Below are 24,933 nucleotides of genomic sequence, written 5' to 3'. Positions count from 1 at the left end.
GCCCCGCCCATGCCGAACTCAGAAGTGAAACGGAACTGCCGGAAGGCCGGCCCCGACTAGGCGTCCCCAACCGATGATAGTGTGGCATTTGCCATGTGAAAGTAGGTCATCACCAGGCTTCAATTTAAAGAAACCCGCTCTATGAGCGGGTTTTTTGCGTTTGGGGTTTAAGGTTTTTATTTATAAGGTAGGTGCTTTGCACCGACAAAGGATTTTACAGTTAGATTTTGTCGGACCGCCGACAACGGGTTAGAGGAAATGCTTGTCCATTTCCTCTAACAACTCCTAGGACACCCCCACATTTGCTGATGCTTGCGCGTGCTGTGCGGTCAACGCGCACAGCGAAACTCGGCTATCCCTGCCTCGATTCGCTTAACCTGACCATCCAAGGTCAAGTTGTGCTATCCGCCCACCATGCTCAGCGCAAATGTCAGGGGGAGGGTGATACCTGTCAGCTCTTTTCGGGCAGCCTACATTTACGATTTTGATTTTCGGTTATGTTAGGTCGGCCTTTGCCGCCCACTTACCTAGCAAAGGAATTAGCGCCACTCAGAGTATTAGTTAGTTTAAGGATAGCCATAAACAAAAAAGCCGCTATAAAAGCGGCTTAATATAATGATTCATAAGAGCTATTTACTGATCCCAGTAAACTTGCTCTAGGCAATCTTCTCGTTCTGGTAAACCACGTGTCAGGCGAGGCGAATGCTGTACTAGCACCTCGTAACTTGCGCGATTAGCATACTTACTAATTTGCGCCAGTGATGAGTAGGTAATAGCCTCATGATTGTGTTTTGCCGAGTTAGGTACATTGCGCTTGTGGTATTCGTTAGCGCTGATATCGTGCAGCACTGCAGCTAGGGCACAATCACCCGCACCGTTGGTGTTTTTAATGCTGTCAGGGCCACCCATAAACGGAGCAGTGTGACTATAAGCTTTGATCGGCTGTTCACAATCTTGCTTACGCATTGCACGTGAGAACTCATAACGGTTGAAATCTGCGATAGCACCCGGTAGCAGTGGGTACTCCGTTTCACGTTTGAATTGCTCATCAACATAGCCAGCCATGAACATGCCGCGCTCACCTGCGGTACAGATCACAAGATCGACCCAATCTAAGGCTTTATCAGCAGCAAGAAGAGGATCTTCGAAGCCTGTGATAGCTTGCCCTTCTTCTTCGTTCATTGCCAAAATATCAACGTGTTTTTCAACGAACTCCGCCCACCATTGAGGGTCTTGCTCAATGAGGAACTTAGTTCCAAGAGTTAGCACCACGGGAACACCTGCATCATTGGCGAATTTGACCGCCTGCATCGTAGCGTCAGTCATTGTTTCATCGCCTTGTGTGCGCATCAAGTAAGCGCTGATCACCAGTGCTGATGAGTTTTCTATGAGCTCTTGGCTAATTGATTCTGGACGTAGGTGGTTCATTAACCCTGCACTGATTGCAAAGGTGCGCTCGCCACTTTCATCAATTAAAGTGAAGCATCGACCAATAGGCCCGTCAACAGGCTGCAAGTAGTCCAAATCAACGCGACTAGAGGTGTTGCACAAGAAGCGGTAGGCGTAACTACCAATCTTAATGTTCTCACTCATCACACCTAGTAATACAGAGCGATCGTCAGCCAACACCGAATAATTATGCATGGTGTTCCCTATGGTTCCACCGGCAAATTCGTAATCGACCATGTCGTTCAATTTAAGACGATCGTACAAGGCATTGGTAGTGTCACTGTCAATGACCTGAGACATGCCGCGTCGCAAACCAAACTCATCGAGGAAGGCTAAATCGACTTTCGCTTCGATATCGACCACTATCTGATCGATGCCCACGATGTAGCTACGCTTGAGCCGAGACTCAGCGTTGATCTGGTTTGTTAGTGGATCTTTGGCTTCCACTGGAAAATAATGTTTGTGTCTTCGGCGACCAGGAAACTTCATGACTTACCCGTTTTCGGTATCCATAGAACAAAAAAAGCGGCGAATTATATCTTAAATTCGACCCCCACGGCTATGGCAAGGCTTATAAAATTGCAGCTTTTCGCGATATAATTGCCATTTTATTGCAGTTATTTGAGCATATATGACGAAGTTTGACGATCAGTATTGGATGCAAAAAGCCATGGAGTGTGCACAACGTGCTGAAGCTATTGGAGAAATTCCTGTGGGAGCTGTGATCGTTAAAGATAATGAGCTGATCGCTGAAGGCTGGAACCAATCAATCACATTAAATGACCCTTCAGCTCACGCTGAGATGATGGCTATTCGAGCTGCGGGTCAGGTACTAAATAACTACCGACTGATTGATTGTACTTTATATGTCACGTTAGAGCCGTGCTCTATGTGCGCAGGCTTGCTCGTTCATAGTCGAATAGAGCGATTGGTATTTGGAGCGACGGATCTCAAAACAGGTTCAGCAGGGTCTATCATGAATTTGGTGCAGGAGCCGCGTTTGAATCATCAACTCGAGGTGACTTCGGGGGTTTTGGCTGAGCAATGCTCGGAGCAGTTATCTGCATTCTTTCGACGTAGGCGACAAGAACACAAAGAAAGGAAAAAAGCGCGCCAGCGCAAGGAAGAGGATTAAGCCTCCACCGTGCGCAGTTGCTCTAGTTCTGCCATTTGCTGCATTGCAAATAGGCGACGACGCCACAGTATCTTGCTATGAGTGCTGTTTCGTAACACTCGGCGGCGTTTTGCGCTTGAAAATATAGCGCGACGTTTAAAGTTGTGCGTTCTACGACGTTTCAACATACTACTTCTCCTTGAAAGTGAGAGGGGGAGAGCTGCCATTAAAACAAATGGAAGTGACAGTTTTATGGCATTCCTGCTGATTCTTCCGTGGCACTAGCTTGGGTCACATCTAACGCTTGGTTCTCGTCGAGCCAAACTAAGGTGTCATAGTAGCGCCTGATATTATCTACGTAGGTTACGGCGACATCTCCACGCGCATAACCATACTTTGTAGTTCGATAATAACGCTTCTTCACAAGCAGCGGTAGGTATTTTTTAACGTCTGCCCATTTGTCAGGATCTGCACCATCACGTTCTGTGAGAATACGAGCATCGTTTACATGGCCCCAACCAACATTGTAAGAAGCAAGTGCAAACCAAGTACGGTCAGGTTGGGGAATGCGATCAGGCACTCGCTCAATAAGGTAGCGCAAATACTTGGCTCCACCATCAATGTTTTGCTCTGGTTTGAGACGATTCGTTACGCCTACTTGCTTAGCGGTAGGGAGAGTTAACATCATAATGCCGCGCACGCCTGTTGGTGATTTGGCTTTTGGATCCCACATGGACTCCTGATAACTCAATGCCGCTAACAACCGCCAATCTAATTCTTGAGCATACTCTTTAAACCACGGAGCATATCGTGGCAGCGTATCTGCTACTGCTTCGATAAAGGCAAGGGTATTCACATAATTGAAGTGACGTACATGGCCGAAGTATTTTTCTTCTAACGCGTAGAGACGATTGTTTTGCTTTACATCACCAAAAAATTCAATCATCAGTGCGTATAAAGAGTCATCATTATCTTGGCGCATAACCCACGCGATAGGGTCATTTTGAGTAACAGAAAACCCGATACTGAGATTGGGGTGATAGCGCCTAAATAAAGACAATGTATGGGAGTCAGCAATTGAGTAATCAATGTCACCATCGATAATGGCTTGCAGCAACTCCGCTTCATCTAGCTCGTCAGTCTCAGTCCAACTTAAATTAGGGTATTTCTTCTGCATTTTATACAAAGTTTGCGAATGACTTGAGCGAGCCAATACGGTGAGGTTGCCATCAATGTCATCAAAACTACGAGGACGTTTACGGCCCTGCTTGTACACAAGCTTTTGACTGATAGTGCGATAGCTTGGGCCAAAGCGATATTGCTGTGCGCGCTGAGTAGAGTAACCGATTCCTGAGGCAATAAGGTCGAGCGAGCCGTTGTCTAAACGTTGAAACATATCGTTTAGAGAGAAAAAGGGCACAATATCGAGCTCAACTCCCATATAGTCAGCAAAATCTTGGGCGAGTTCGTATTCGAACCCTTGCTCCCCTTGAACACCTTGGTAATAGTTACTGGCACCTGCGAGGGTACCGACACGTAACGTTTTGGTGTGGTATATGTGTTCAAGTTGGGTTGGCTTTTGTGGTTCTGAGCAACCAACAATGACCAAAAGCGCAACAAATAACCCAAGTATTCTCACTACACGCCCCTTAAACCGAAAAATGCCTGAAAGTATCTATGTCAGGCCGTGTTCACCGCCCAATGAAAGGGTCCTTATGAACTAAATTATTTTCTACCTTGATATAACTCTTATAACAAAACCAGTGCTTTACGTCACCTCTACTTTCGCCGAATTCAAGCTCCTTAAAGAAATGCGGACAATCGTCCTTGTCAGACCCCCTTTAACTCGCATTTTAGGCGAAAATAAGTATAATGCGCGGCAACTGTCGTTCAATCCTTAACCCCGGATGATATTACCTATGTTAATCCTGCGTGGTGCGCCAGCACTTTCCGATTTTCGCGTTCAAAAAGTACTTACACAATGTAAGCAAGCTAACCTCCCTGTAACTGATGTGTATGCTGAATTTATGCACTTTGCTGACTTAACATCTGAGTTAAGTGCAGATGAGCATACCAAGCTTGAAAAGCTACTTACTTATGGGCCTCATATTCCAGAGCACGAACCGCAAGGTACGCTGATCTTAGTGACGCCACGTCCAGGCACGATTTCTCCTTGGGCATCTAAGGCAACAGACATCGCACATAATTGTGGTTTAGCCCAAGTACACCGTATTGAACGTGGTATTGCATATTATGTTGAAGGTAACTTGAGCGTATGTGAACTAAATGAAGTTGCAGCGTTATTGCATGACCGCATGACAGAAGCGACGCATCGTTCACTTGAAGATGCAAGTGCGTTATTTACCCATGACGAACCACGTCCAATGTCTTCTGTTGATATCCTTGGCGGTGGTCGTGATGCGCTGGCTAAAGCAAACGTTGAGCAGGGCTTTGCACTGGCAGACGACGAAATTGACTACCTAGTTGAGAACTTCCAAAAATTAGGCCGTAACCCGAACGACATCGAACTATTCATGTTCGCACAGGCTAACTCTGAGCACTGCCGTCACAAAATCTTTAACGCTGATTGGACTATTGACGGCGTAGAACAGCCTAAATCACTGTTCAAAATGATCAAAAATACCTACGAGCAAAACAGCGATAATGTGTTATCTGCATACAAAGATAATGCTGCGGTAATGAAAGGCTCTGTTGCGGGTCGTTTCTTCCCAGATTTCGTAGGTGAGTACACATACCATCAAGAAAATATCGAAATCTTGATGAAGGTTGAAACACACAACCACCCAACGGCTATTTCTCCTTTCTCTGGCGCATCAACAGGCTCTGGCGGTGAAATCCGTGACGAAGGTGCGACAGGTCGTGGATCTAAGCCAAAAGCCGGTCTTGTTGGTTTCAGTGTATCTAACTTACGCATCCCAGGTTTTGAACAACCTTGGGAAAGCAAATACGGCAAACCAGGTCGTATTGTTGAAGCGCTCGATATCATGATCGAAGGCCCATTAGGTGGCGCAGCATTCAACAATGAATTTGGTCGTCCAAATCTACTTGGTTACTTCCGTACATACGAAGAGCTCGTTAACAGCCACAATGGTGAAGAGGTTCGTGGTTACCACAAGCCAATCATGATCGCCGGTGGTTTAGGTAATATCCGTACTGAACACGTACAAAAGGGTGAAATCCCTGTTGGCGCTAAGCTAATTGTACTTGGCGGTCCTGCGATGAACATTGGTCTTGGTGGCGGTGCTGCTTCATCAATGGCATCGGGTCAATCAAACGAAGACCTAGACTTTGCATCTGTACAGCGTGAAAACCCAGAAATGGAGCGTCGTTGTCAGGAAGTTATCGACAAGTGTTGGCAGTTAGGCGATGACAACCCAATCGCGTTTATCCACGATGTGGGCGCGGGTGGTTTATCAAACGCTTTCCCTGAGCTTGTAGACGATGGTGGTCGTGGTGGTATCTTCGAACTTCGTAACGTACCAAACGACGAGCCGGGCATGGCACCGCACGAAATCTGGTGTAACGAATCTCAAGAGCGTTACGTGCTAGCTGTTGCCGAAGAAAACTTCGACCGTTTCGAGCAAATCTGTAAGCGTGAACGTGCGCAATACGCCGTGATTGGTACGGCAACTGAAGAACGTCACCTACGCGTAGCTGACTCACACTTCAACAACAACCCTGTTGACCTGCCGCTTGACGTACTGTTGGGTAAAGCACCTAAGATGCACCGCGACGTAACGTCAAAGCAAGCGCAAGGTGAAGCGCTTGATACAGCGCAGATTACCGTAAAAGATGCGGTTCAACGTTTGCTTCGTCTTCCTGCAATCGCGGAAAAGACTTTCCTTATCACCATCGGCGATCGCTCTGTAACAGGTTTGGTTGCTCGCGATCAGATGGTAGGTCCTTGGCAGGTGCCAGTGGCCAACTGTGCGGTTACAGCTGCGGCGTATGACACTTACCACGGCGAAGCGATGTCAATGGGGGAGCGCACACCTGCGGCACTTCTAAACTTTGGTGCGTCTGCTCGTCTAGCTGTAGCAGAGTCATTAACAAATATCGCCTGTGCTGATATTGGTTCATTGAATAACATCAAGCTATCTGCAAACTGGATGGCAGCAGCGGGTCACCCAGGTGAAGATGCCGGTCTTTACGAAGCGGTTAAAGCGGTAGGTGAAGAGCTATGTCCTGCACTTGGGCTGACTATCCCAGTAGGTAAAGACTCAATGTCGATGAAGACTACATGGCAAGACAACGGTGAAGACAAAGCAGTGACTGCACCTCTGTCGCTGGTTATCTCAGCATTTGGTCGTGTTGAAGACATTCGTAAGACAGTCACGCCTCAGCTTCGTACTGACAAAGGCGAGTCGACCTTATTACTGATCGACCTTGGCGCAGGCCAAAACCGCATGGGTGCATCAAGCTTGGCACAGGTTTATAAGCAGCTAGGTGACAAGACGCCTGACGTAGATAGCCCTGAGCTATTAAAAGGCTTCTTCGACGCGATGCAAGCACTTGTAAGCGAAGAAAAACTATTAGCGTACCATGACCGTTCAGACGGTGGTCTATTCGTAACAGTTGCGGAAATGGCGTTCGCTGGTCACACTGGCGTAACGCTAGAACTAGACGCACTAGCAGGTTCTGACTTAGAAGTGCTATTCAACGAAGAACTCGGTGCTGTGATTCAGGTTCGTAACGACGACCTAGCAGCTGTTAAAGCAGTGCTTGCGGACAACGGCCTTGCGGCATTAAGTCATGAAATTGGCACGTTGAATGATGCGGATCAGCTGATCATTAACCGCGACGGTAATGCTATTGTTGATAACAGCCGTACTGAGCTTCGTCTAGCATGGGCTGAAACGACTTATCAGATGCAGTCATTACGTGACAACCCAGCATGTGCACAGCAAGAGCATGACGCAAAAGCTGATGTAAACGATCCTGGTCTGAATGTGAAGCTGAGCTTCGACATCAACGAAGACGTTGCGGCACCTTACATTGCCACAGGCGCTAAACCTAAGATGGCTATTTTGCGTGAGCAAGGCGTTAACTCACATGTTGAAATGGCGGCTGCGTTTAACCGAGCTGGTTTTGCTGCAATCGATGTGCACATGAGTGACATCCTTGAAGGTCGTTTAACACTAGAACAATTCAAAGGTCTAGTGGCGTGTGGTGGTTTCTCTTACGGTGACGTACTCGGTGCGGGTGAAGGTTGGGCTAAGTCAATTCTATTCAACGACATGGCACGCGACCAGTTCCAGACCTTCTTTGAACGTCAAGATACGTTCAGCCTAGGTGTATGTAACGGCTGTCAGATGCTTTCTACATTACGTGAACTAATCCCAGGCACTGAACATTGGCCACGTTTTGTAACTAACCAAAGTGAGCGTTTTGAAGCGCGCGCGACGCTTGTTGAAGTACAACAAAGCCCGTCTATCTTCTTCAACGGCATGGCTGGTTCTCGTATGCCGATCGCTGTATCACACGGTGAAGGTCGTGCAGAATTTGCTAATGACGCGGCAATTCAAACGGCTGTGAACTCAGGCACAGTTGCGGTTAAATACGTAGATAACTACGGTAACCCGACAATGCAATATCCTGCGAACCCGAATGGTTCACCAGAGGCGATTTCAGGTATTACTTCTACTGATGGTCGTGCAACAGTGATGATGCCACACCCTGAGCGTGTATTCCGCGCAGTGGCGAACTCATGGCACCCAGACGAGTGGAAAGAAGACAGCCCGTGGATGCGTATGTTCCGTAACGCGCGTAAGCATATTGGTTAATGCGCTGTTTACAGTAAAAGCAAAATGAAAAGGCTGCACATGCAGCCTTTTTTATTCGCGGCAGATTCATTTTTACCGTGTTAGTATTGAATCATTGTTGCAGGCTTAAGGAAGGCTATGCTGCGAAAAGTTATCTACTCATTACTCATTATCATCAGTGTGTTCGCTGCGACTTTAGGCGTTGCCTATGTGTATCGCACTGAGATCACACACTCGCTAGCCGAGCACTATCTGGACTCATATGATGCGCAATTGACCTGTGCAGATTGGCATTTAGGGCAAAGGCTATTTACTTTTGAAGCCAAAGAGCTGTGCCTGACTTATCAAGGTTACTCTTTGACGCTTCAAGGCGTTGCGTTGGACTTGGACAAACTTCATATCGAAAAAGCATCTGTTGTCGCCAAGCCCTTAGAAAAAACAAATCAAGCGAGTGCACAGTGGCAAGGTGCGCCACTGGCCTTGTTATTGCCGATTAAACGCCCACTTTTGAGTATAGAATCCGCATCAATTACTTATCCCGGCTTATCTCGTTCAGTGCAATTTGCCATTACAGAGAAGCGCCTTAATCATTTTGATATTCATGGAGATATCTATGGTCAATGGCACCTCAATGACAGCACCATTGCTGTTGATATAAGTATGGCTCCTGATTTTATCGCTGTGCTTGGACAGTACGCCAAAGCACAAAACAAAGAGCTAGAGCGATTGCATGCTGATGTCTCGCAATTGGCTCTCAATGGCAAATTTTGGGGGAATAAGGTCGCGGCAAATGTGACGATGCAATCGTCATTAGCGCTCGCTCATGATGAAACATGTATTTGGCACATGCACAATGGTGGCTCCATTGCTGTGCAATCAGACAACATGCAGCAATTTTCGCTAGATTTGTCAGCACTCACTATCCGCACTGAGCTCCCAGCATGCGCAGCCGTTAACGCATACTCCGGGCATTTGGGCACATTGGTAGATCAGCAGTGGCAAATTGCCTTTGGTGCACCAGTCAGTGCAGATGTAAAAGGCAATCTTGCTATTCCCAGCGTTGAGTTCAAAGCACAGCACGAAGCAGAGCATGCACAGGTGCAGCTTAAAGACATTAACGCGAATTGGCACGGTGCACAGGTGAAAGCAGATTACGAGGCGTCGGCAGCACTCAATGCCTATGGCCAGTTGCAAAGCCAAGGTCGCTTCACCCAAGATTACGTAAAAGGAGAATTTGCAGGCGCGCTTCTGGCTCCCAAAGACGTTGCACTATCAGCCGATGTATTGCACGCCAAGGGGGAATTTTTACATCAACGTACAGCTGATACTCAGTTGCACGCAACATTGCGCACTGATGAAGTCGACGTCGATGACCTTAATATAGAAAAACTATCTGCATCGGTGAATTTAATTATGTCTGCACAAGGTCATCTTAAAGGGGATGTACAGACCAATATTGCAAAGCTCAATCATGCTTTATTCAACGCCTCTGGGCTCGAGCAGCATTATGATATCGTTGCGTTTATCGGTGATGGCCGCAAATCGGGGCAGTTTGAGGTGAAAAGCCATGTGGCCCGCGCACAGGTTAACACCCTCTCTTTGGCTGATGTATCAATTACCAGTGACGTAACGTTGAATCGCACTGTTGAGGGCAGTCACCTTGTTAACTGGCAAGGCGTTCAAGTGTTGGCGAAGCATAATTTTGATAAGAATGATGCGCCAGTGAGTGTGATCATCAACAATACCCCTTTGACGGCATTTAGCCCGCTTGTGATGCAGCTCAAACCTGATGTTACCCTGATTGACGGTACGGTATCATTTTCGTTGCAAGGGGATGCAAAATTGGCGCGCTATCAATACAGTGGTGAGGTGAATAATGCTGATGTTCTTTATCACAATTACCTAGCTAAAGACTGGTCATTTGCACCAAAAGGGCAATTAAGTTCAGGCACTCTTCAGCTCGATACAACTAAGTTTACCTTAAGTGAATTACGAGCTGGTACCGTACTTAGTCAGATTGAAGGGTATATTGGGCTCTCTAATAGCGATGTATTTATTGCCAATGTGAGCGCCTCTGTACTGGGCGGTAACGTACAATTGGATAAGGTGTTTTTACCAAGTGCTAGTGTGAAAGCTTCATCATCCTTTATTGAACTCGACGGTATAGATGCCAGTAAACTGATAGCGCTCGAGCCACAGCAAGGCATCAAAGTGAGTGGTTTGCTCGGAGCTAAACTACCGGTTACATTGAGTGTTGATGGTGTGACAATTGACAACGGAAAAGTCTACTCGCAAGGTGCAGGTAAGCTAACAATCGACAACAACGCAGCCTTTGATGCTGTTAAAGCGCAGCAGCAACATTTAGGGCCTATGCTTGGCATGTTAGAAGATTTAGATATTCACGATATGCAAGCGGATGTTAATTTAGCACATGATGGTTGGCTCAATATGGCGATGCGTATTAAAGGTGAAAACCTTAAACAAAAACAGCCAGTTAATTTTAACTACAACCATCAAGAAAATATTTATACTCTCTTTAAAGCATTGCGCTTAAGTGATGAAATCACTAAGAAAGTAGAGCAAGAATATCAATCAAAGGAGTAAGTTAATGAGCGCGCGATTACAGGTGGCTCTAGCAGCAGTAGTAATGTTGTTAGCACTGTCAGGGTGCAGCCACAAAGTTGAAGTAGAGGCTAAAGAGCCAATCACCATTAACTTGAACGTAAAAGTCGATCATGAAATTCGTATCAAAGTTGATAAAGAGTTAGATGAGTTATTCAGTGACGACAGTGAGTTGTTTTAGGGGGCAAGATGAAGACATTTAAATGGACAAGTTTACTAGCAGCCGCACTCATGGCATTCAATGCATTGGCGTTATCACTGGATGAGGCTAAAGCTCAGGGGATTGTAGGTGAAACCACCAGTGGTTATTTGGAGTTAGTCCAAGGCAATAAAGACGCCGAAGCCCTGATTGCGGATATAAACCAAAAGCGCAAAGCTAAATATGAAGCGCTGGCTAAAAAAAGCGGTATTACCCTGTCGCAAGTAGAAACATTAGCAGGTGCTAAAGCCATCGAAAAAACGCAAGCGGGCCATATGATTAAAGTCGATGGTCAGTGGCGAAAGAAATAGTTTAATACTACAAAAGGATGGAAAGCTTACGAGCCATTTTTATCAAGTAAGTAAAAGTAATATTTTTAATAAAAAGATAACCGCATTAAATTCAATCGGTTATCTTTTTTTTGTGCCTTCACCCAATACAGCCTTGACTGGCAGGGCCACTTTTATGGCCTAGACTACAAAGTCAGGAAAGGGCGCTTCTAAAGCCTCCCAGCATCACGGACGAATATAACAAGAAATGTAGTACCCCACCTCACAATAATGGATATGGAGAAAGGACATGAAACCTTTACATCTCATAGGCGTACTGCTTGTCTCTGCGTGTTGTTTTAGCGTTCAAGCGGGTAATAATAATGGCAATGGCTCTACACCTAATGGCCAACCTTTCAAACATTTACAGGAGCAAATAGACCAGCTTAATGCCGATTTGGATGAACTAGCACAGAGCACAGGAGAGTCAATTGCATCCTTGGAAGCGGATGTGATGTCATTGCAAAGTGCTGTAGCAGATTTACAAAGTCAAATCGATGCGAATGATGCCGAGCTTGCTCAGCTACAAACCGACACCGACGCTAACGCCGATGCGATTGCCGCACTTGAAGCAACTGCAACATCTTTACAAGAACAGCTAGATCAACTTGGAGCAGAACTTGCCTCTAAACAGGATATTCTTGATGGTGCGTGTGCACCGGGTTACTCACTAAGAGTTATTTATCCTGACGGAGGCTTTTTGTGTGAATTCGATAATAGCGACTCGCCACAACGTTTTGTAGTCAGAGCAGGGCCTTATGTTCCTGTCAGTGGGTCAATTTTAGTTATGCGTCGCGCATATTCAGGAGCGTGTCCTGCTGGCTTCTTCCCTGTCAGTGGCCATTCATTTATGCGCAGAAAAGGTAATACATTTAATGTAAATATCAGTGAAAGTAGTCGTTATAGCAAAGGCTGGCAGGTGTTCTTCTCCCGCGCTTATGGAAATAGATATGTTGGTCAATATGTACGCGCAGTGATGACGTGTATGAAAACACTCAACTAACTTTGTTGATGTGGTAAATAAAAAACAGCGCATTTAAGCGCTGTTTTTGTATGCAAAAGAAAATAGATTTAGCTGGTTAAGCAATCTGGCGCTCAGCTAAGCTGAGTTCCATCGTGGCTTTGAGTAATCGATAGAGATTAATTGATGCATCGATTTCTTCTTTACGGTTAGTCAGAGACTCAATGTTCAACCCTAAAGGTACGTCTAGGTGGGCGCAGCTACGTAGGATCAAATCAAGATTCTCACGGCAGATACGCACTGACTCGCTGAGGGGGTTTTCGGCATCTAGCATGCGGTATTTGGTTGCCTCAGGCACAGAAATTCCCAACCACTGCATAAACTCAAGTGTCTTTTGACCACCACATGGAGTGAATGTCAGAATAATGCGCTTAGGTTCTACACCTTGTTGGCGACAGCTGCGTGCATAACTGGTGATTAAATCAATCGTTGCTTGGGCGTTATATACCGCCTGCGAGATGAAAAATTTACATCCTTGAGCTGTTTTGATCAGCAAGCGCTCATGCTCATTGCCTTTGCTAGCATGGCGCTCGGCAATGGTAACGCCGCCTAAAAAGAAGTTATGCTGGTGCTCGCCAATTTGGGTATAGGCATCATTTAAGCTCAGCTTTACATCGCCATGGGAAGATGGGCTGCCCACCAAAACAAGGTTGTTGAGAGTGTGCTGTTCATGCGTGTCATCTAACCACAGATTAAACTCCTCAGCACTGCGCTGTGCCACACTTTTATAAGTGATCACATCTAGCTGTGATAAACGGCGCAATAAGCCGCTGTAATGGCGAGGGTCTATGGTCTCTTTAAACGGAAATGGACGCGGTGCGCTAATGCGGCTGCTCTCATCTTGGATGTCATACACCACGACACCGTCATACTCAATCTCATGCAGCCGGCCTAATAGCTTTTCAGCAATCGCGCGTAGCTTTATATCATCGGTATCGACTTTTGGTGGTGTGGTACCTATGAGGTACACCCCTTGGCGGGGATCCTCAATTTTCTCTTGCAGTGTTAGCGCCATGATCCTCATTCCCAGTGGCAGTTAATGAAATAACTATAACAGCCATTTAGACGTCTAAATAGCTTTTTGTTATGAAACATACTCAATTAACTTGAATTTGGTTCACGTTGCTGGCGCAAGTTATGAGTCAAAATGTGCGTGTTTACGGGCAGAAACATTTGTTTACAGCAAATTTGTCGCAGCCTTAACGCGGGATGGGTGAATTTATTGCATAATGTTGCGGATAAAAATTACATACCAATTAGACAACAAAGGATAGGAAGATGAAACTATCAGTGATTGCATCGGGCATTGCATTGGCTCTGACGCTTAGTGGTTGCCAAAGCACGCAGCCTTCACAAAATACAGTTGCGCCATCCGCGCAGCAAAGTAATAAAGTGTTCGCACAGGATTATGTATTAGAAGAGTTAGACAATGGCCTACGCGTGATGGTTGTTAAAACAGACTATCCTGATGTAGTGTCATTGCAAATTCCGGTCTCAGTGGGCTCACGTAACGAAGTTGAAGAGGGCAAAACAGGTTTTGCACACTTCTTTGAACACATGATGTTTAAAGGCTCTGAGAAATTCCCAGAAGATGTTTATGCAGACATCATGAAAAACTCAGGTGTAGATAATCGTGCGTATACCACTAATGACTACACCAACTACCACTTAAACTTTTCTAAGCAGCACCTAGATAAAGTGTTGGAAGTGAAAGCGGATGTATTCCAAAACCTCAGCTACACCGAAGAGCAATTTAGAACCGAAGCCCTGACGGTAAAAGGTGAGTACCTAAAAAACAACGCCAGCCCAATTCGTAAATTACTTGCTGCTGTGCGCAAAGAGGCGTTTGATACTCACACCTATGAACACACTACCATGGGTTTCTTTGAAGATATCGAGGCGATGCCAGATCAAAGCGCCTACGGTAAAACCTTCTTCGAGCGTTTTTATAAGCCTGAATATGTGTCATTGGTCATTGTCGGTGATGTAGACCCGCAAGAAACCATCAACATGGTGAAGAAGCATTGGGGTAACTGGCAACGTGGTGATTACCAAGCAGACATCCCTGTTGAACCAAAACAGATGGCACCGCGCTATGTACATGAACAATATGAAGGGTTGCCGGGTCACTGGTTGCTGGTATCGTACAAAGGTACCCAGTGGAACCCTAACACCAAAGATAGAGCGGCTTTAGATTTACTGTCACAAATATACTTCTCTGAGAATTCTGAGCTTTATCAGCAGCTTGTGGTGGAAAAGCAAATCGCTTCGCAAATGTTTACTTACAACCCTGAGACCAAAGATCCGGGCCTACTACATGTATTTGTGAAAGTGGATAACGAGGCAGACTTGAGCGTGGTGCGTGATGCTATTAATGACACCTACGCAACAGCACGCACTGAGCTGGTAGATGAAAAGAAACTCGCAGCGTTAAAATCAAATGCCAAATATAGCTTCATTAATAGCCTTGATTCATCACAAGCAATCGCTTCTACACTCGCACGTTATATGCATTTTGAGCGTGATCCAGAAGTGATCAATGCCTTATATCAAAGTGCTGATAGCGTATCGAGCGAAGATATCCGTGCTATCGCTAACAAATATTTTGTTGATAACAACCGTACCACAGTGACAATGTCGGCACTTGATAAGGTAGCAGGCTTTGATAAAGAGATTGCACTTGACGTTCGTGTGGCAGAATTAACCAACACACCAAAAGAGCAACTGTTTACGGTACTAGATAAAACGAACAGCTCTGCGCTGGTGGATGTTAACTGGTTATTCTACACAGGTGCCGCCGCTGATCCACAAGGTAAAAAAGGCCTCGCCGCGCTCACTGCAGCCATGCTTGCCAAAGGTGGCAGCCAATCAATGAGCTACAAAGAAATTCAAAAGGCGCTGTATCCTATTGCTGGCAGCTTTAGTTATCAAATCGATAAAGAAATGATTTCATTGCGTGGTCGTATTCACAAAGACAATGCACAGCAATGGTATGACTTGGTAAGCGAACAACTTCTAAACCCTGGGTTTAGAGAAGACGACTTTGCCCGTTTGAAAAAAGAATTGATCGATGGGATCAAATCAGGCCTTAAAGCATCAAATGATGAAGAACTCGGCAAAGAAGTACTCTATGCAGAGCTTTACCAAGGCCACCCATACGGAAACTATAACTACGGCGATTTATCTGACTTAGAAGCACTGACATTGGATGACGTTAAAGCATTCTATGCAGCTAACTTTACTCAGCGTAATTTGCATGTTGGTTTAATTGGTGCGCTGCCACAGCAACTAAAAGCACAAATGATGACTGATTTACAGTCCCTGCCAGCAGGTGACAAAGCGCGTTTAGATATTCCAGATGCGCCACAGCTACAAGGTCATCACGCAACTATCATTGAGAAAAGTGCAAAATCTACCGCGGTATCTTTTGGTTTCCCAATAGACACAACACGTTCTAGCAAAGACTGGACGGCATTGTGGCTAGTACGCTCGTTCTTGGGTGAACACCGAAATTCAAACGCTAAACTGTTTGAGCGTATTCGCCAAGTACGTGGTATGAACTATGGTGACTATGCTTATATCGAGTACTTCCCTCGCGGTATGTTCCAAACCAAGCCGGATGCCAACTTGGGCCGTTCTGAACAAATCTTCCAAGTGTGGCTGCGTCCGCTGCGCTCAAATAACGATGCGCATTTCGCAACGCGCACGGCATTATTTGAGCTTGATAAGTTGATTAATCAGGGCATGAGTGAAGCCGACTTTAATGCGACGCGTAACTTCTTAATTAACTTTGTACCGCAACTTGTTGCAAGCCAGAATCGTCAACTAGGGTATGCGCTAGACAGCCAATTCTATGGTATCGATAACTTTGCTGATATGGTCCGCTCGCAGTTAGAAGCCTTGAGTGTTGACGATGTAAATCGTGTTATTCGTGAAAACTTACAAACCGACAACATTCACTATGTGTTTGTCAGCGGTGATGGTGAAGACATGAAGCAACGTTTGGCAAGTGAGCAAGTATCACCACTGAAGTACAACACAGAAAAACCAGCTGAGCTGATTGCTGAAGATAAGCAAATCGAAAGCTACAAGTTGGCGATTCCAAGTGAAAATATCAAGGTTGTGCCACTAGAAGACGTGTTTAAGTAAATACCGCATTAAGCACAAAAAAGCCGCTCAATGAGAGGCTTTTTTATGTTAATTAGGGCAATAAGTTGATTCCACTGCGTAGCTTACAGTGTGGCCAACTAAGTAACTATTCGCTATGTAATTACTAACAGTGCGTTCGCACCACTGCATGGCATCCCCTTGGCTTTCATATCCCTTCCCAGGAGCGTTCCAGCATTGTGACAGGTCTTTATCTCTGTGAGAAGCCAATATCGCACTAGAGCTCGTTATTTTACATGATGAGTAGGTGCTTTTTGCTGAACCATCTGAATTAGAGCCACCACATGCAGTTAGAGTTAACAAGGTTGTTATAAATAATATTCTTCTCATTTTATTCACCAACCTCACTTCTATAGTTTTCTGATATTACAACTCTACTATTGCATGGAACCACAAAGTATTCGTGCTCAATATTTTCAAATATAATCTCTAACTCTAAATATCCATCACACTTGCTTGAAAGCCCTGAAAAGCTTACAAGGGTGTGATTTACTCCATGGATGCTTAGTTTAATCAATTCCGGCGAATAGTTTTGAATAGATAAATTTTCAAGGTCTGTGTTTGTCACGGTTATATGCTCAATCTGCGAAGCTGGGTTAGCAGCGAAAACTGATGCAGACATAATTAGCGGTAGTACTATCAATGGTATTGGTTTCATATTTTTCCCTATTTTAATGAAACAAATTTATGTTGGCAGGAGCAATTGATTAGACACCCAATTAATTGGAAAACAACGCGTTACTGTCTGATCTCAGCTTCCTTGCCGATGAACACGGTTTATACTATTGATTTATGTTATTTCTTCTTTGCTTTGGCTTTGGCCTTTTTGCGCTTGGCTTTCATCTTTTCAGGGTCTTTTTTCTTTTTAGGCGGCAGCTTGGCTTCTTTGTGTTGCGGCTCAAGTCCCTTGATTTTTCGACGTTTCAGCACTTGATCAGTGTAACGCTCTACCTTACCAACCATTGCTACTTCATGGGCTTCCACTAAAGAGATTGCTGTACCTTTTTTACCTGCGCGGGCAGTACGACCAATACGGTGTACATACACATCAGCACTGCGCGGCATGTCAAAGTTGAACACATGGCTAATGTCGCTTACATCAATACCGCGCGCAGCAACATCTGTGGCGATAAGGATCTTAGTACGGCCACTGTGGAAGCTAGCCATTGCCGCCATACGCTTGTCTTGTGGCATTTCACCGCGCAACCACGTGGTTTTGATGTCGTGGGTGTATAGCTCGCCCACTAACTTCTCGAGACGCTCGCGGGTTTTTACGAACACAATCGCTTTTTCCACGTCTTCTTGTTGCAACAAGTGCACGATCATTTTGAGCTTGTGATCATAATCATCAGCGAGGTGAACCCACTGGATAATTTTTCCACGCTCACGACGAGATGGCGAAGCTTCAAGGTGCTCAGGGTCGTTCAAGATGCGTTCTGAGAACTTGGCTACGCTGTCACCTTCGAGTGTGGCTGAAAACAGCATACATTGACGGCGGTTTTTCGCCTCTTCACAAATGCGTAGCATTTCTTTGCGAAAACCCATGTCTAACATGCGGTCGGCTTCATCAAGAACCAGTAGCTCTACGTCTTCAGCGTGGAAGTTTTCGGTGTCTAGGTATTCCATTAAACGCCCAGGCGTAGCGATTAGAATATCGTTATTTTTTTCAAAAATTTCTTTATGACTGCCATAGTTAATACCGCCGGTGACCACACCAATTTTAAGGTGCGTTTGCGTTGCTAGCTTTTCACATTGTTCGTGTACTTGGTAAGCAAGTTCGCGTGTTGGCGTCATGATCAAAACACGAGCAAAACCTGGGTTACGGCGAGGGTGATCAAGCAAGTATTGAATTGCAGGGATCAAAAACGCGGCCGTTTTACCCGTACCTGTTGGTGCACTGGCTAGTACATCTCGTCCTTCCAAAGCGGGTGGAATTGCCAGCTGTTGAATGCTGGTTGGTTGAGAAAAACCAAGTGAATCAATGGCATTAAGTAGTGCGTTATCAAGATCAAAATCGGCAAATTGCATAAAGGAGTCAAAATGATGGACAATTAGGGCAATTATACGTTGCATACATATAAACACAAAGGTCTAAAGTGGCAGGTTTTCAGTTTAAGCAGTTTTCTATTGCACAATGCAGTACCGCGATGAAGGTATCAACGGACGGGATCATGCTCGGTGCTTGGGCTGATGTAAGCGGGGCGATGCGTATTTTAGACGTGGGCACAGGGACTGGACTGTTGGCATTAATGTGCAAGCAGCGTCAACCAAAGGCCATTGTAGAGGCCATTGATATTGAGCAAGACGCGTATCAGCAAGCGCGTGACAATATAAAACACAGCCCGTGGCCAGATATTTGTGTTGAGCACGTAGATGCGCTCAATTATCAAAACAATCAATCATTTGATTTAATTATTACTAACCCGCCGTATTTTGATGATGCGCTTAAAGCAAAAGACAGCAAACGAAATCTTGCCCGCCATACTGACTCGCTTGGCTTTGCTGATTTAATTGCGTTGTGGCAAAGAGTGGGCAGTGCTAACTGTGAGATGGCGGTCATTTTGCCAACTGAGCAGGCGCAGAAATTTACCCAATTGGCATGTCTTGAAGGAGCGTATCTTAAACGTCTGTGTGAGGTGAAAACAACGCCAAGCAAGGCGGTAAGTCGATGGTTAATGCAATTTAGCTGGCAACCATGCGACTGTGATAAGCAGCAGTTAGTGATTCATGCAGGCGCTGATTATTCACAGCAGTATCAGCGCCTATGTAAAGAGTTCTATTTGAGGTTTTAGAGTTTAAAGATCAGCATACTCGGTCATAATTTGTTCGACCCAAGAGGCAATACGATCATCACTTTTGTCATATTGACTGTCTTCATCAAGCGCTAAACCAACAAAATGAGCCCCATCGTCAGTGAGTGCTTTAGACGCTTCAAACTCATAGTCATCGGTGTTTGGCCAGTAACCGATAAACTGCACGCCTTGGACTGCAATTTCATCGTGCAGCATGCCAAGTGCATCTTGGAACCACTGCCCATAGCCTTGCTGGTCGCCCATGCCAAACAACGCAATCACTTTGCCAGCTAAGTTAACATCTTTAATGTCGTCCCAGTGCGATTCCCAATCTTCTTGAATCTCACCGAAGTCCCACGTTGAAATGCCAAAAATGACGAAGTCATAATTTTCAGCTGTTTTGAGCGGTTCGTCTTTTATATTGAATAGGTCAATGACATCAGCACCGATAATATCGCGTATTTTCTCAGCGGCGATTTCTGTGTAGCAGGTAGTTGAACCGTAAAATAAGCCAATCTTCATTGTGTTCGCATTGCTAGTGACTAATAGGGCGAAGTCTAACGTATCGTGCCTTGAGTATCTATCTGATATGATGGATTTAGTACAACGAACACACGGAAAATTGTGACTAAGCCTCAGCCACACCCAGATAATCATCAGCATATCGAGCTTTTCCTTGATGCGCTGTTTCTTGAAAGCGGCTCAAGTGAGAACACCCTTGCAGCGTATCGCACTGATCTCAGTAAATTCAGCGATTTTATCGCCCCAATGGATTTGCTGGTGGTAGAGAGTAACCATGTAGAGCAGTACCTTGCGTTTCGGGTCGATAAAGGTTTTAGCCCTCGCAGCACAGCGCGCACAATCAGTGCGTTAAAACGGTTTTATCAACATCTGATTCGAGAAAAACAGCTGCGTATTTCACCAATGGAAACCATTTCTCGCCCTAAAGCGGGGCAATCTTTACCGAAAACCCTCAGCGAAGCGGATGTGGAAGCGCTGCTCAATGCCCCTGATTGCGACGACCCAATGGGCGTGCGAGACAGAGCCATGCTTGAGCTGCTTTATGCCACCGGTTTGCGTGTCAGTGAGTTGATTGGTTTGCGCATGGAGCACATAAATCAAAATCAGGCCGTGGTGTTTGTCAAAGGTAAAGGCGGTAAAGAGCGGTTGGTGCCAATGGGTGAGGAAGCACTCGATTGGTTAGCGCAGTACTTAAAAGTCGGCAGACCGGCACTTGTAAAGCATGCGACCGATTTTGTATTTGTTTCTAAACGCGGCATTGGTATGACGAGGCAAACATTTTGGCATCGCATCAAACACTATGCTATGTTGGCGAACATTAAATCAGATTTGTCACCGCACACGTTACGACATGCGTTTGCCACACATTTGCTAAATCACGGTGCAGATCTGAGGGTAGTGCAAATGATGCTAGGTCACAGTGACTTGTCGACAACGCAAATTTATACCCATGTGGCTAATGAAAGGTTAAAATCGGTACATCAAGCGCACCATCCACGAGCTTAGTAACACTAGCGTAAAGCTTATTGCTTGGCAGGAAGAAAGCGTGTATTTCACTCACCTACATGGCTGTTGTGAATTTTACCCTTGTTGTACGGTCTACTGAATATATAAGTAGCTTTAGAGAATTATAAGTATGAAAAAATTAGTTATCGCATTGGCAGTTGCCGGTGTTAGTGCTGCAACCAGTTATCAACTTATGGCAGAACAACCAGCAGCTGCAAATATGGTTGAGCAAGTAAGTGACGTTCAACAAAAGTTGGCGGCTGTAGGGATTAATGTAAAGCGTCTAAACCCAAGCCCAATGGCCGGTGTACAAGAAGTAATCACTGATAAAGGCGTATTCTATGCCAGTGCTGATGGTCGTTATTTAATGCAAGGCACATTGATTGACTTACAAGAGCGTAAAAACTTAACCGAAGCAGCGCTAAGTGGTGTACGTCTTGATGGCGTAAAAGAATATGAAGATTCGATGATCGTCTACAAAGCTGACAATGAAAAAGGCAAAATCACGGTGTTCACAGACATTACCTGTGGCTATTGCCGTAAGCTACATCGCGAGCTAGACGATTACCTTGAAGCAGGTATTACAGTGCAGTACTTAGCATTCCCTCGCGGCGGTTTACGTGGTGATGGTTACACTGATCTGATGAATGTATGGTGTGCAGCTGATAAGCAAACAGCACTTACCGAGGCCAAAGCAGGCACTAAACCTGAAGCCGTTGAGCAGTGTAGTGCCCCTGTTGCTGAGCATTACCAGCTGGGTCAAAGCTTCGGTATCAGTGGTACGCCGGCAATTATCTTGTCTGATGGCAGCATGATCCCTGGATATCAGCCTGCTGCGGCAATTAGCCACACAATCGATCAGCTTAATAACAAATCATAATTGATAATTTAGGGGCCTGTTGTGACTGGGTATAACCACAGTGACATCAGGCCTTTTTTATATGGAGTCTAGCCTTGCAGGCGAAAACCACTATCATCGCGCGCAAGCGAGTCGATGACAGCCACTTACACCCGCAATTACACCCAGTGATCCGCCAGATTTATGCATCGCGCGGTGTTGAACATGCCACACACATAGACAACAGCGTCAACACCTTGCATGACTTTAGGTTATTCCAAGATATAGACAAAGCCGCAAAGCTACTGTTTGAAAGCCTTCAAAAACAAGAGAAAGTACTTATCGTTGGCGACTTTGATGCCGATGGCGCAACCAGTACCGCGACTCTCATGCAGGGCTTGCGTATGTTTGGCTTTGTTAACCTCGATTATTTAGTGCCTGACAGGTTTAACTTTGGTTATGGGTTGAGTGTTGAGCTAGCCGCACACATTATTGCTCTGCAGCCTGATTTGGTCATTACCGTAGACAGTGGGATTTCCTGTATTAACGGCATTGCCAAGGTGAAAGAGGCAGGCATCAAGGTGCTGGTTACAGATCACCACCTCCAAGGTGAGCAGCTACCCAACGCCGATGCCATCGTTAATCCAAATCGTCATGATTGCCAATTTCCATCAAAATCGATTGCTGGAGTGGGGGTGGCCTTTTACCTGCTTATCGCCTTTCGTCATGCACTGCGAGAAGCCAATTGGTTTGCTGAACATAATTGTGCTGAACCCAACCTTGGTAACTTGCTCGACCTTGTAGCCCTTGGCACGGTTGCCGATGTTGTGGCTCTTGATGCTAATAACCGTACGCTCGTTCACCAAGGGCTAGCGCGCATTCGCGCAGGTAAGACTCGCCCAGGTATTGAAGCCCTTATTGAAGTAGCCAAGCGTAATCAAGCGCGCCTCAGTGCGAGTGATTTTGGTTTTGCTCTGGCACCTCGCCTCAATGCAGCAGGGCGTTTAGATGATATGAGTTTGGGCATCGCGTGTTTGTTGTCTGCGGATATTAATAATGCACGTCGTATTGCTTATGAACTTGATGGCCTCAATGCTGAGCGCAAGGAAATTGAGCAAGGCATGCAGCAAGAAGCCCAAGCAGCACTGGCAAAGCTGTCACTCGGGAGCGAAAACGCACCCGATGCACTGTGTTTATATCAGCAAGATTGGCACCAAGGTGTTATCGGTATTTTGGCAGGGCGCTTAAAAGAGCAACATCATAGGCCAACTGCGATATTTGCTCAGGGTGATAATGGCCAGCTAAAAGGCTCTTGTCGCTCCATTGAGGGCGTACATATGCGTGATGTATTGGCACACATAGATGCTGTGCACCCGGGTCTGATAGTTAAATTTGGCGGTCACGCCATGGCCGCGGGCCTGAGCATTGTTGAAGAGCGATTTTTGGAGTTTCAGCGAGTATTTTGTGCCGAGGTTGCCAAAGTACTTACTGATGAAGCCAAAGAATGTGTGTTACTGACCGATGGTGAGCTCCCCGGTGATTGCTTCACCCTTGAGTTCGCCGAATTATTGCGCCAAGCAGGACCATTTGGTCAGCATTTCCCAGAGCCGGTATTTGAGCATACCTTTGAACTACTGCAACAACGTGTGGTGGGTGATAAGCATCTTAAATTGGTGTTGCGCCACCAAAGTGGTCGCGTGGTGGATGCCATCGCTTTTAATATCGATGTGCGGGCGTGGCCCGATACCCAAGTGCAATATGTGCATTTGGCGTATCAGCTCGATATCAACGAATTTCGTGGCCAATTTTCGCTGCAATTAATCGTCAGAGAAATGCAAAAGCGCGCGAAACCTTCTAGCGCAATAAATTTGTACTAATTCGTATAAAAGCGCTAATAAAGCGAGCAATTATTTGCTAAAATCGGGCGCTTTTATTGACGCGCCTAATTTGCATCGGCGCGATGACCATTTTTGCGGAGTAACATGCATGTTTGAAGTGAATCCTGTGATTAACCAAATCAAGGAAATTCGCGAACGTACTGAGCTTCTTCGGGGGTATCTTTGACTACGCTCACAAAAAAGAGCGTTTAGAAGAAGTGAATGCCGAACTCGAAGACCCGGCGGTATGGAATGAACCTGAGCGCGCACAAGCGCTTGGTAAAGAAAAATCAAGCCTAGAGGCCATTGTTGAAACCATCGAAAAACTCGAAGGTGGCACAGACGATGTTGAAGGTCTGGTTGAGTTAGCAGTAGAGGCAGAAGACGAAGAAACTTTTGCAGAAGCGCAAGCTGAACTGGAAGACTTAAATAGCCATCTAGAGACGCTTGAATTCCGTCGTATGTTCAGTGGTGCTCAAGACAGCAATGATGCATACCTAGACTTGCAAGCAGGTTCAGGTGGAACCGAGGCGCAAGATTGGTGCAACATGTTGCTGCGCATGTACTTACGTTGGGCTGAAGCCAAAGGCTTTAAAGCTGAAATCGTAGAAGCAACTGATGGTGATGTTGCCGGTATTAAAGGCGCCACAGTGAAAATCAGTGGTGAATATGCCTATGGTTGGTTACGTACAGAAACAGGTGTTCACCGTTTAGTGCGTAAGAGCCCATTCGATTCAGGTGGTCGCCGTCATACTTCGTTTGCATCGGCATTCGTATATCCGGAAATTGACGACAATATCGAAATCGATATTAACCCAGCAGACTTACGTATTGACGTATATCGTGCATCGGGCGCCGGTGGTCAGCACGTAAACCGAACTGAATCTGCGGTACGTATTACTCACTTACCGACCAATACTGTGGTGCAATGTCAGAACGACCGTTCGCAGCACAAAAACAAAGACCAAGCGATGAAGCAGCTAAAAGCAAAGTTGTTTGAGCTTGAGTTGCAAAAGCAAAATGCTGAGAAGCAAGCGCAAGAAGATGCTAAATCAGACATTGGATGGGGATCTCAGATCCGCTCTTATGTACTTGATGACTCGCGCATCAAAGATTTGCGCACTGGAGTTGAGAACCGTAACACCCAAGCTGTGCTTGACGGTGATCTCGACAAGTTTATTGAAGCAAGCCTCAAGTCAGGCCTGTAAGTAAAAC

At 45.7% G+C, this 24,933-nt stretch carries 19 protein-coding genes; 12 read left to right on the top strand and 7 right to left on the bottom strand.

Going from position 1 to position 24,933, the window contains the following annotated elements; translation table 11 throughout:
• Window positions 1-633 precede the first annotated feature (633 nt).
• The gene (locus AAEU32_RS03000; protein WP_421969034.1) at window positions 634-1,938 is read right to left on the bottom strand and encodes an inosine/guanosine kinase; all 1,305 of its coding nucleotides are present in this window, start codon (window positions 1,936-1,938) and stop codon (window positions 634-636) included.
• A gap of 142 nt (window positions 1,939-2,080) precedes the next feature.
• On the opposite strand from AAEU32_RS03000, the gene tadA reads away from it, so the two are divergent.
• Window positions 2,081-2,584 (top strand): tRNA adenosine(34) deaminase TadA, encoded by a 504-nt coding sequence (gene tadA, locus AAEU32_RS02995; protein ID WP_421969033.1) that lies wholly within the window; start codon window positions 2,081-2,083, stop codon window positions 2,582-2,584.
• Here tadA and AAEU32_RS02990 read toward each other — a convergent pair.
• Together AAEU32_RS02990 and mltF are read right to left on the bottom strand one after the other, a co-directional pair.
• A complete protein-coding gene (locus AAEU32_RS02990; protein ID WP_421969032.1) occupies window positions 2,581-2,751 on the bottom strand; it encodes a hypothetical protein in 171 nt (56 codons plus the stop codon). The genes tadA and AAEU32_RS02990 overlap by 4 nt on opposite strands.
• 62 nt (window positions 2,752-2,813) lie before the next feature.
• A complete protein-coding gene (gene mltF / locus AAEU32_RS02985; RefSeq protein WP_421969031.1) occupies window positions 2,814-4,202 on the bottom strand; it encodes a membrane-bound lytic murein transglycosylase MltF in 1,389 nt (462 codons plus the stop codon).
• Window positions 4,203-4,482: 280 nt separating this feature from the next.
• Between mltF and purL the strand changes: the two genes are divergently transcribed.
• The 5 genes from purL (at window position 4,483) to AAEU32_RS02960 (ending at window position 12,499) form a co-directional block, all read left to right on the top strand.
• Window positions 4,483-8,367, top strand: coding sequence for a phosphoribosylformylglycinamidine synthase (gene purL, locus AAEU32_RS02980; RefSeq protein ID WP_421969030.1), 3,885 nt, complete (start codon window positions 4,483-4,485; stop codon window positions 8,365-8,367).
• A 117-nt stretch (window positions 8,368-8,484) separates the two neighbouring features.
• Window positions 8,485-10,950, top strand: a complete 2,466-nt coding sequence (locus AAEU32_RS02975; protein WP_421969029.1) for an intermembrane phospholipid transport YdbH family protein — start codon at window positions 8,485-8,487, stop codon at window positions 10,948-10,950.
• A 4-nt stretch (window positions 10,951-10,954) separates the two neighbouring features.
• On the top strand, window positions 10,955-11,149 hold the full coding sequence (locus AAEU32_RS02970; protein WP_421969028.1) for a YnbE family lipoprotein: 195 nt from the start codon (window positions 10,955-10,957) through the stop codon (window positions 11,147-11,149).
• Between the two features lie 8 nt (window positions 11,150-11,157).
• Window positions 11,158-11,478, top strand: a complete 321-nt coding sequence (locus AAEU32_RS02965; RefSeq protein ID WP_421969027.1) for a YdbL family probable chaperone protein — start codon at window positions 11,158-11,160, stop codon at window positions 11,476-11,478.
• 268 nt (window positions 11,479-11,746) lie between these two features.
• The gene (locus tag AAEU32_RS02960) at window positions 11,747-12,499 is read left to right on the top strand and encodes a hypothetical protein (RefSeq protein WP_421969026.1); all 753 of its coding nucleotides are present in this window, start codon (window positions 11,747-11,749) and stop codon (window positions 12,497-12,499) included.
• Between the two features lie 76 nt (window positions 12,500-12,575).
• Here AAEU32_RS02960 and AAEU32_RS02955 read toward each other — a convergent pair whose 3' ends face one another.
• The gene (locus AAEU32_RS02955; RefSeq protein ID WP_421969025.1) at window positions 12,576-13,532 is read right to left on the bottom strand and encodes a methylenetetrahydrofolate reductase; all 957 of its coding nucleotides are present in this window, start codon (window positions 13,530-13,532) and stop codon (window positions 12,576-12,578) included.
• Window positions 13,533-13,795: 263 nt separating this feature from the next.
• On the opposite strand from AAEU32_RS02955, the gene AAEU32_RS02950 reads away from it, so the two are divergent.
• The gene (locus tag AAEU32_RS02950; RefSeq protein ID WP_421969024.1) at window positions 13,796-16,666 is read left to right on the top strand and encodes a M16 family metallopeptidase; all 2,871 of its coding nucleotides are present in this window, start codon (window positions 13,796-13,798) and stop codon (window positions 16,664-16,666) included.
• A gap of 349 nt (window positions 16,667-17,015) precedes the next feature.
• On the opposite strand, the gene AAEU32_RS02945 is transcribed toward AAEU32_RS02950, so the two are convergent.
• On the bottom strand, window positions 17,016-17,342 hold the full coding sequence (locus AAEU32_RS02945; RefSeq protein WP_421969023.1) for a hypothetical protein: 327 nt from the start codon (window positions 17,340-17,342) through the stop codon (window positions 17,016-17,018).
• A gap of 137 nt (window positions 17,343-17,479) precedes the next feature.
• Window positions 17,480-18,712, bottom strand: a complete 1,233-nt coding sequence (srmB, locus tag AAEU32_RS02940) for an ATP-dependent RNA helicase SrmB (protein ID WP_421969053.1) — start codon at window positions 18,710-18,712, stop codon at window positions 17,480-17,482.
• A gap of 68 nt (window positions 18,713-18,780) precedes the next feature.
• On the opposite strand from srmB, the gene AAEU32_RS02935 reads away from it, so the two are divergent.
• The gene (locus AAEU32_RS02935; RefSeq protein WP_421969022.1) at window positions 18,781-19,476 is read left to right on the top strand and encodes a tRNA1(Val) (adenine(37)-N6)-methyltransferase; all 696 of its coding nucleotides are present in this window, start codon (window positions 18,781-18,783) and stop codon (window positions 19,474-19,476) included.
• Between the two features lie 3 nt (window positions 19,477-19,479).
• Here AAEU32_RS02935 and fldB read toward each other — a convergent pair whose 3' ends face one another.
• The gene (fldB, locus tag AAEU32_RS02930; protein WP_421969021.1) at window positions 19,480-19,998 is read right to left on the bottom strand and encodes a flavodoxin FldB; all 519 of its coding nucleotides are present in this window, start codon (window positions 19,996-19,998) and stop codon (window positions 19,480-19,482) included.
• A 99-nt stretch (window positions 19,999-20,097) separates the two neighbouring features.
• Here fldB and xerD point away from each other — a divergent pair, with 99 nt between their 5' ends.
• The 4 genes from xerD (at window position 20,098) to prfB (ending at window position 24,926) form a co-directional block, all read left to right on the top strand.
• Window positions 20,098-21,003 carry a site-specific tyrosine recombinase XerD gene (xerD, locus tag AAEU32_RS02925; RefSeq protein ID WP_421969052.1) on the top strand — a complete coding sequence of 302 codons (906 nt, stop codon included), beginning with the start codon at window positions 20,098-20,100 and terminating at the stop codon, window positions 21,001-21,003.
• Between the two features lie 130 nt (window positions 21,004-21,133).
• Entirely contained in the window at window positions 21,134-21,883 is a 750-nt protein-coding gene (dsbC, locus tag AAEU32_RS02920) for a bifunctional protein-disulfide isomerase/oxidoreductase DsbC (protein WP_421969020.1), read from the top strand.
• A 74-nt stretch (window positions 21,884-21,957) separates the two neighbouring features.
• Window positions 21,958-23,718, top strand: a complete 1,761-nt coding sequence (recJ, locus tag AAEU32_RS02915) for a single-stranded-DNA-specific exonuclease RecJ (RefSeq protein ID WP_421969019.1) — start codon at window positions 21,958-21,960, stop codon at window positions 23,716-23,718.
• Window positions 23,719-23,827: 109 nt separating this feature from the next.
• A protein-coding gene (gene prfB, locus AAEU32_RS02910) for a peptide chain release factor 2 (protein ID WP_421969018.1) occupies window positions 23,828-24,926 on the top strand; the annotation gives its coding sequence in 2 pieces (ribosomal slippage) (window positions 23,828-23,902 and window positions 23,904-24,926; 1,098 coding nt in all).
• Window positions 24,927-24,933 lie beyond the last annotated feature (7 nt).

This window comes from Pseudoalteromonas maris (assembly GCF_049257235.1).
Lineage (GTDB): Bacteria > Pseudomonadota > Gammaproteobacteria > Enterobacterales > Alteromonadaceae > Pseudoalteromonas.
This window is presented reverse-complemented; position numbering and strand designations above follow the sequence as displayed.

Coding starts and splice junctions, on each gene's coding strand:
- AAEU32_RS03000 (WP_421969034.1), bottom strand. CDS start 1,938: ATGAAGTTTCCTGGTCGCCGAAGACACAAACATTATTTTCCAGTGGAA.
- tadA (WP_421969033.1), top strand. CDS start 2,081: ATGACGAAGTTTGACGATCAGTATTGGATGCAAAAAGCCATGGAGTGT.
- AAEU32_RS02990 (WP_421969032.1), bottom strand. CDS start 2,751: ATGTTGAAACGTCGTAGAACGCACAACTTTAAACGTCGCGCTATATTT.
- purL (WP_421969030.1), top strand. CDS start 4,483: ATGTTAATCCTGCGTGGTGCGCCAGCACTTTCCGATTTTCGCGTTCAA.
- AAEU32_RS02975 (WP_421969029.1), top strand. CDS start 8,485: ATGCTGCGAAAAGTTATCTACTCATTACTCATTATCATCAGTGTGTTC.
- AAEU32_RS02970 (WP_421969028.1), top strand. CDS start 10,955: ATGAGCGCGCGATTACAGGTGGCTCTAGCAGCAGTAGTAATGTTGTTA.
- AAEU32_RS02965 (WP_421969027.1), top strand. CDS start 11,158: ATGAAGACATTTAAATGGACAAGTTTACTAGCAGCCGCACTCATGGCA.
- AAEU32_RS02960 (WP_421969026.1), top strand. CDS start 11,747: ATGAAACCTTTACATCTCATAGGCGTACTGCTTGTCTCTGCGTGTTGT.
- AAEU32_RS02955 (WP_421969025.1), bottom strand. CDS start 13,532: ATGGCGCTAACACTGCAAGAGAAAATTGAGGATCCCCGCCAAGGGGTG.
- AAEU32_RS02950 (WP_421969024.1), top strand. CDS start 13,796: ATGAAACTATCAGTGATTGCATCGGGCATTGCATTGGCTCTGACGCTT.
- AAEU32_RS02945 (WP_421969023.1), bottom strand. CDS start 17,342: ATGAAACCAATACCATTGATAGTACTACCGCTAATTATGTCTGCATCA.
- srmB (WP_421969053.1), bottom strand. CDS start 18,712: ATGCAATTTGCCGATTTTGATCTTGATAACGCACTACTTAATGCCATT.
- fldB (WP_421969021.1), bottom strand. CDS start 19,998: ATGAAGATTGGCTTATTTTACGGTTCAACTACCTGCTACACAGAAATC.
- dsbC (WP_421969020.1), top strand. CDS start 21,134: ATGAAAAAATTAGTTATCGCATTGGCAGTTGCCGGTGTTAGTGCTGCA.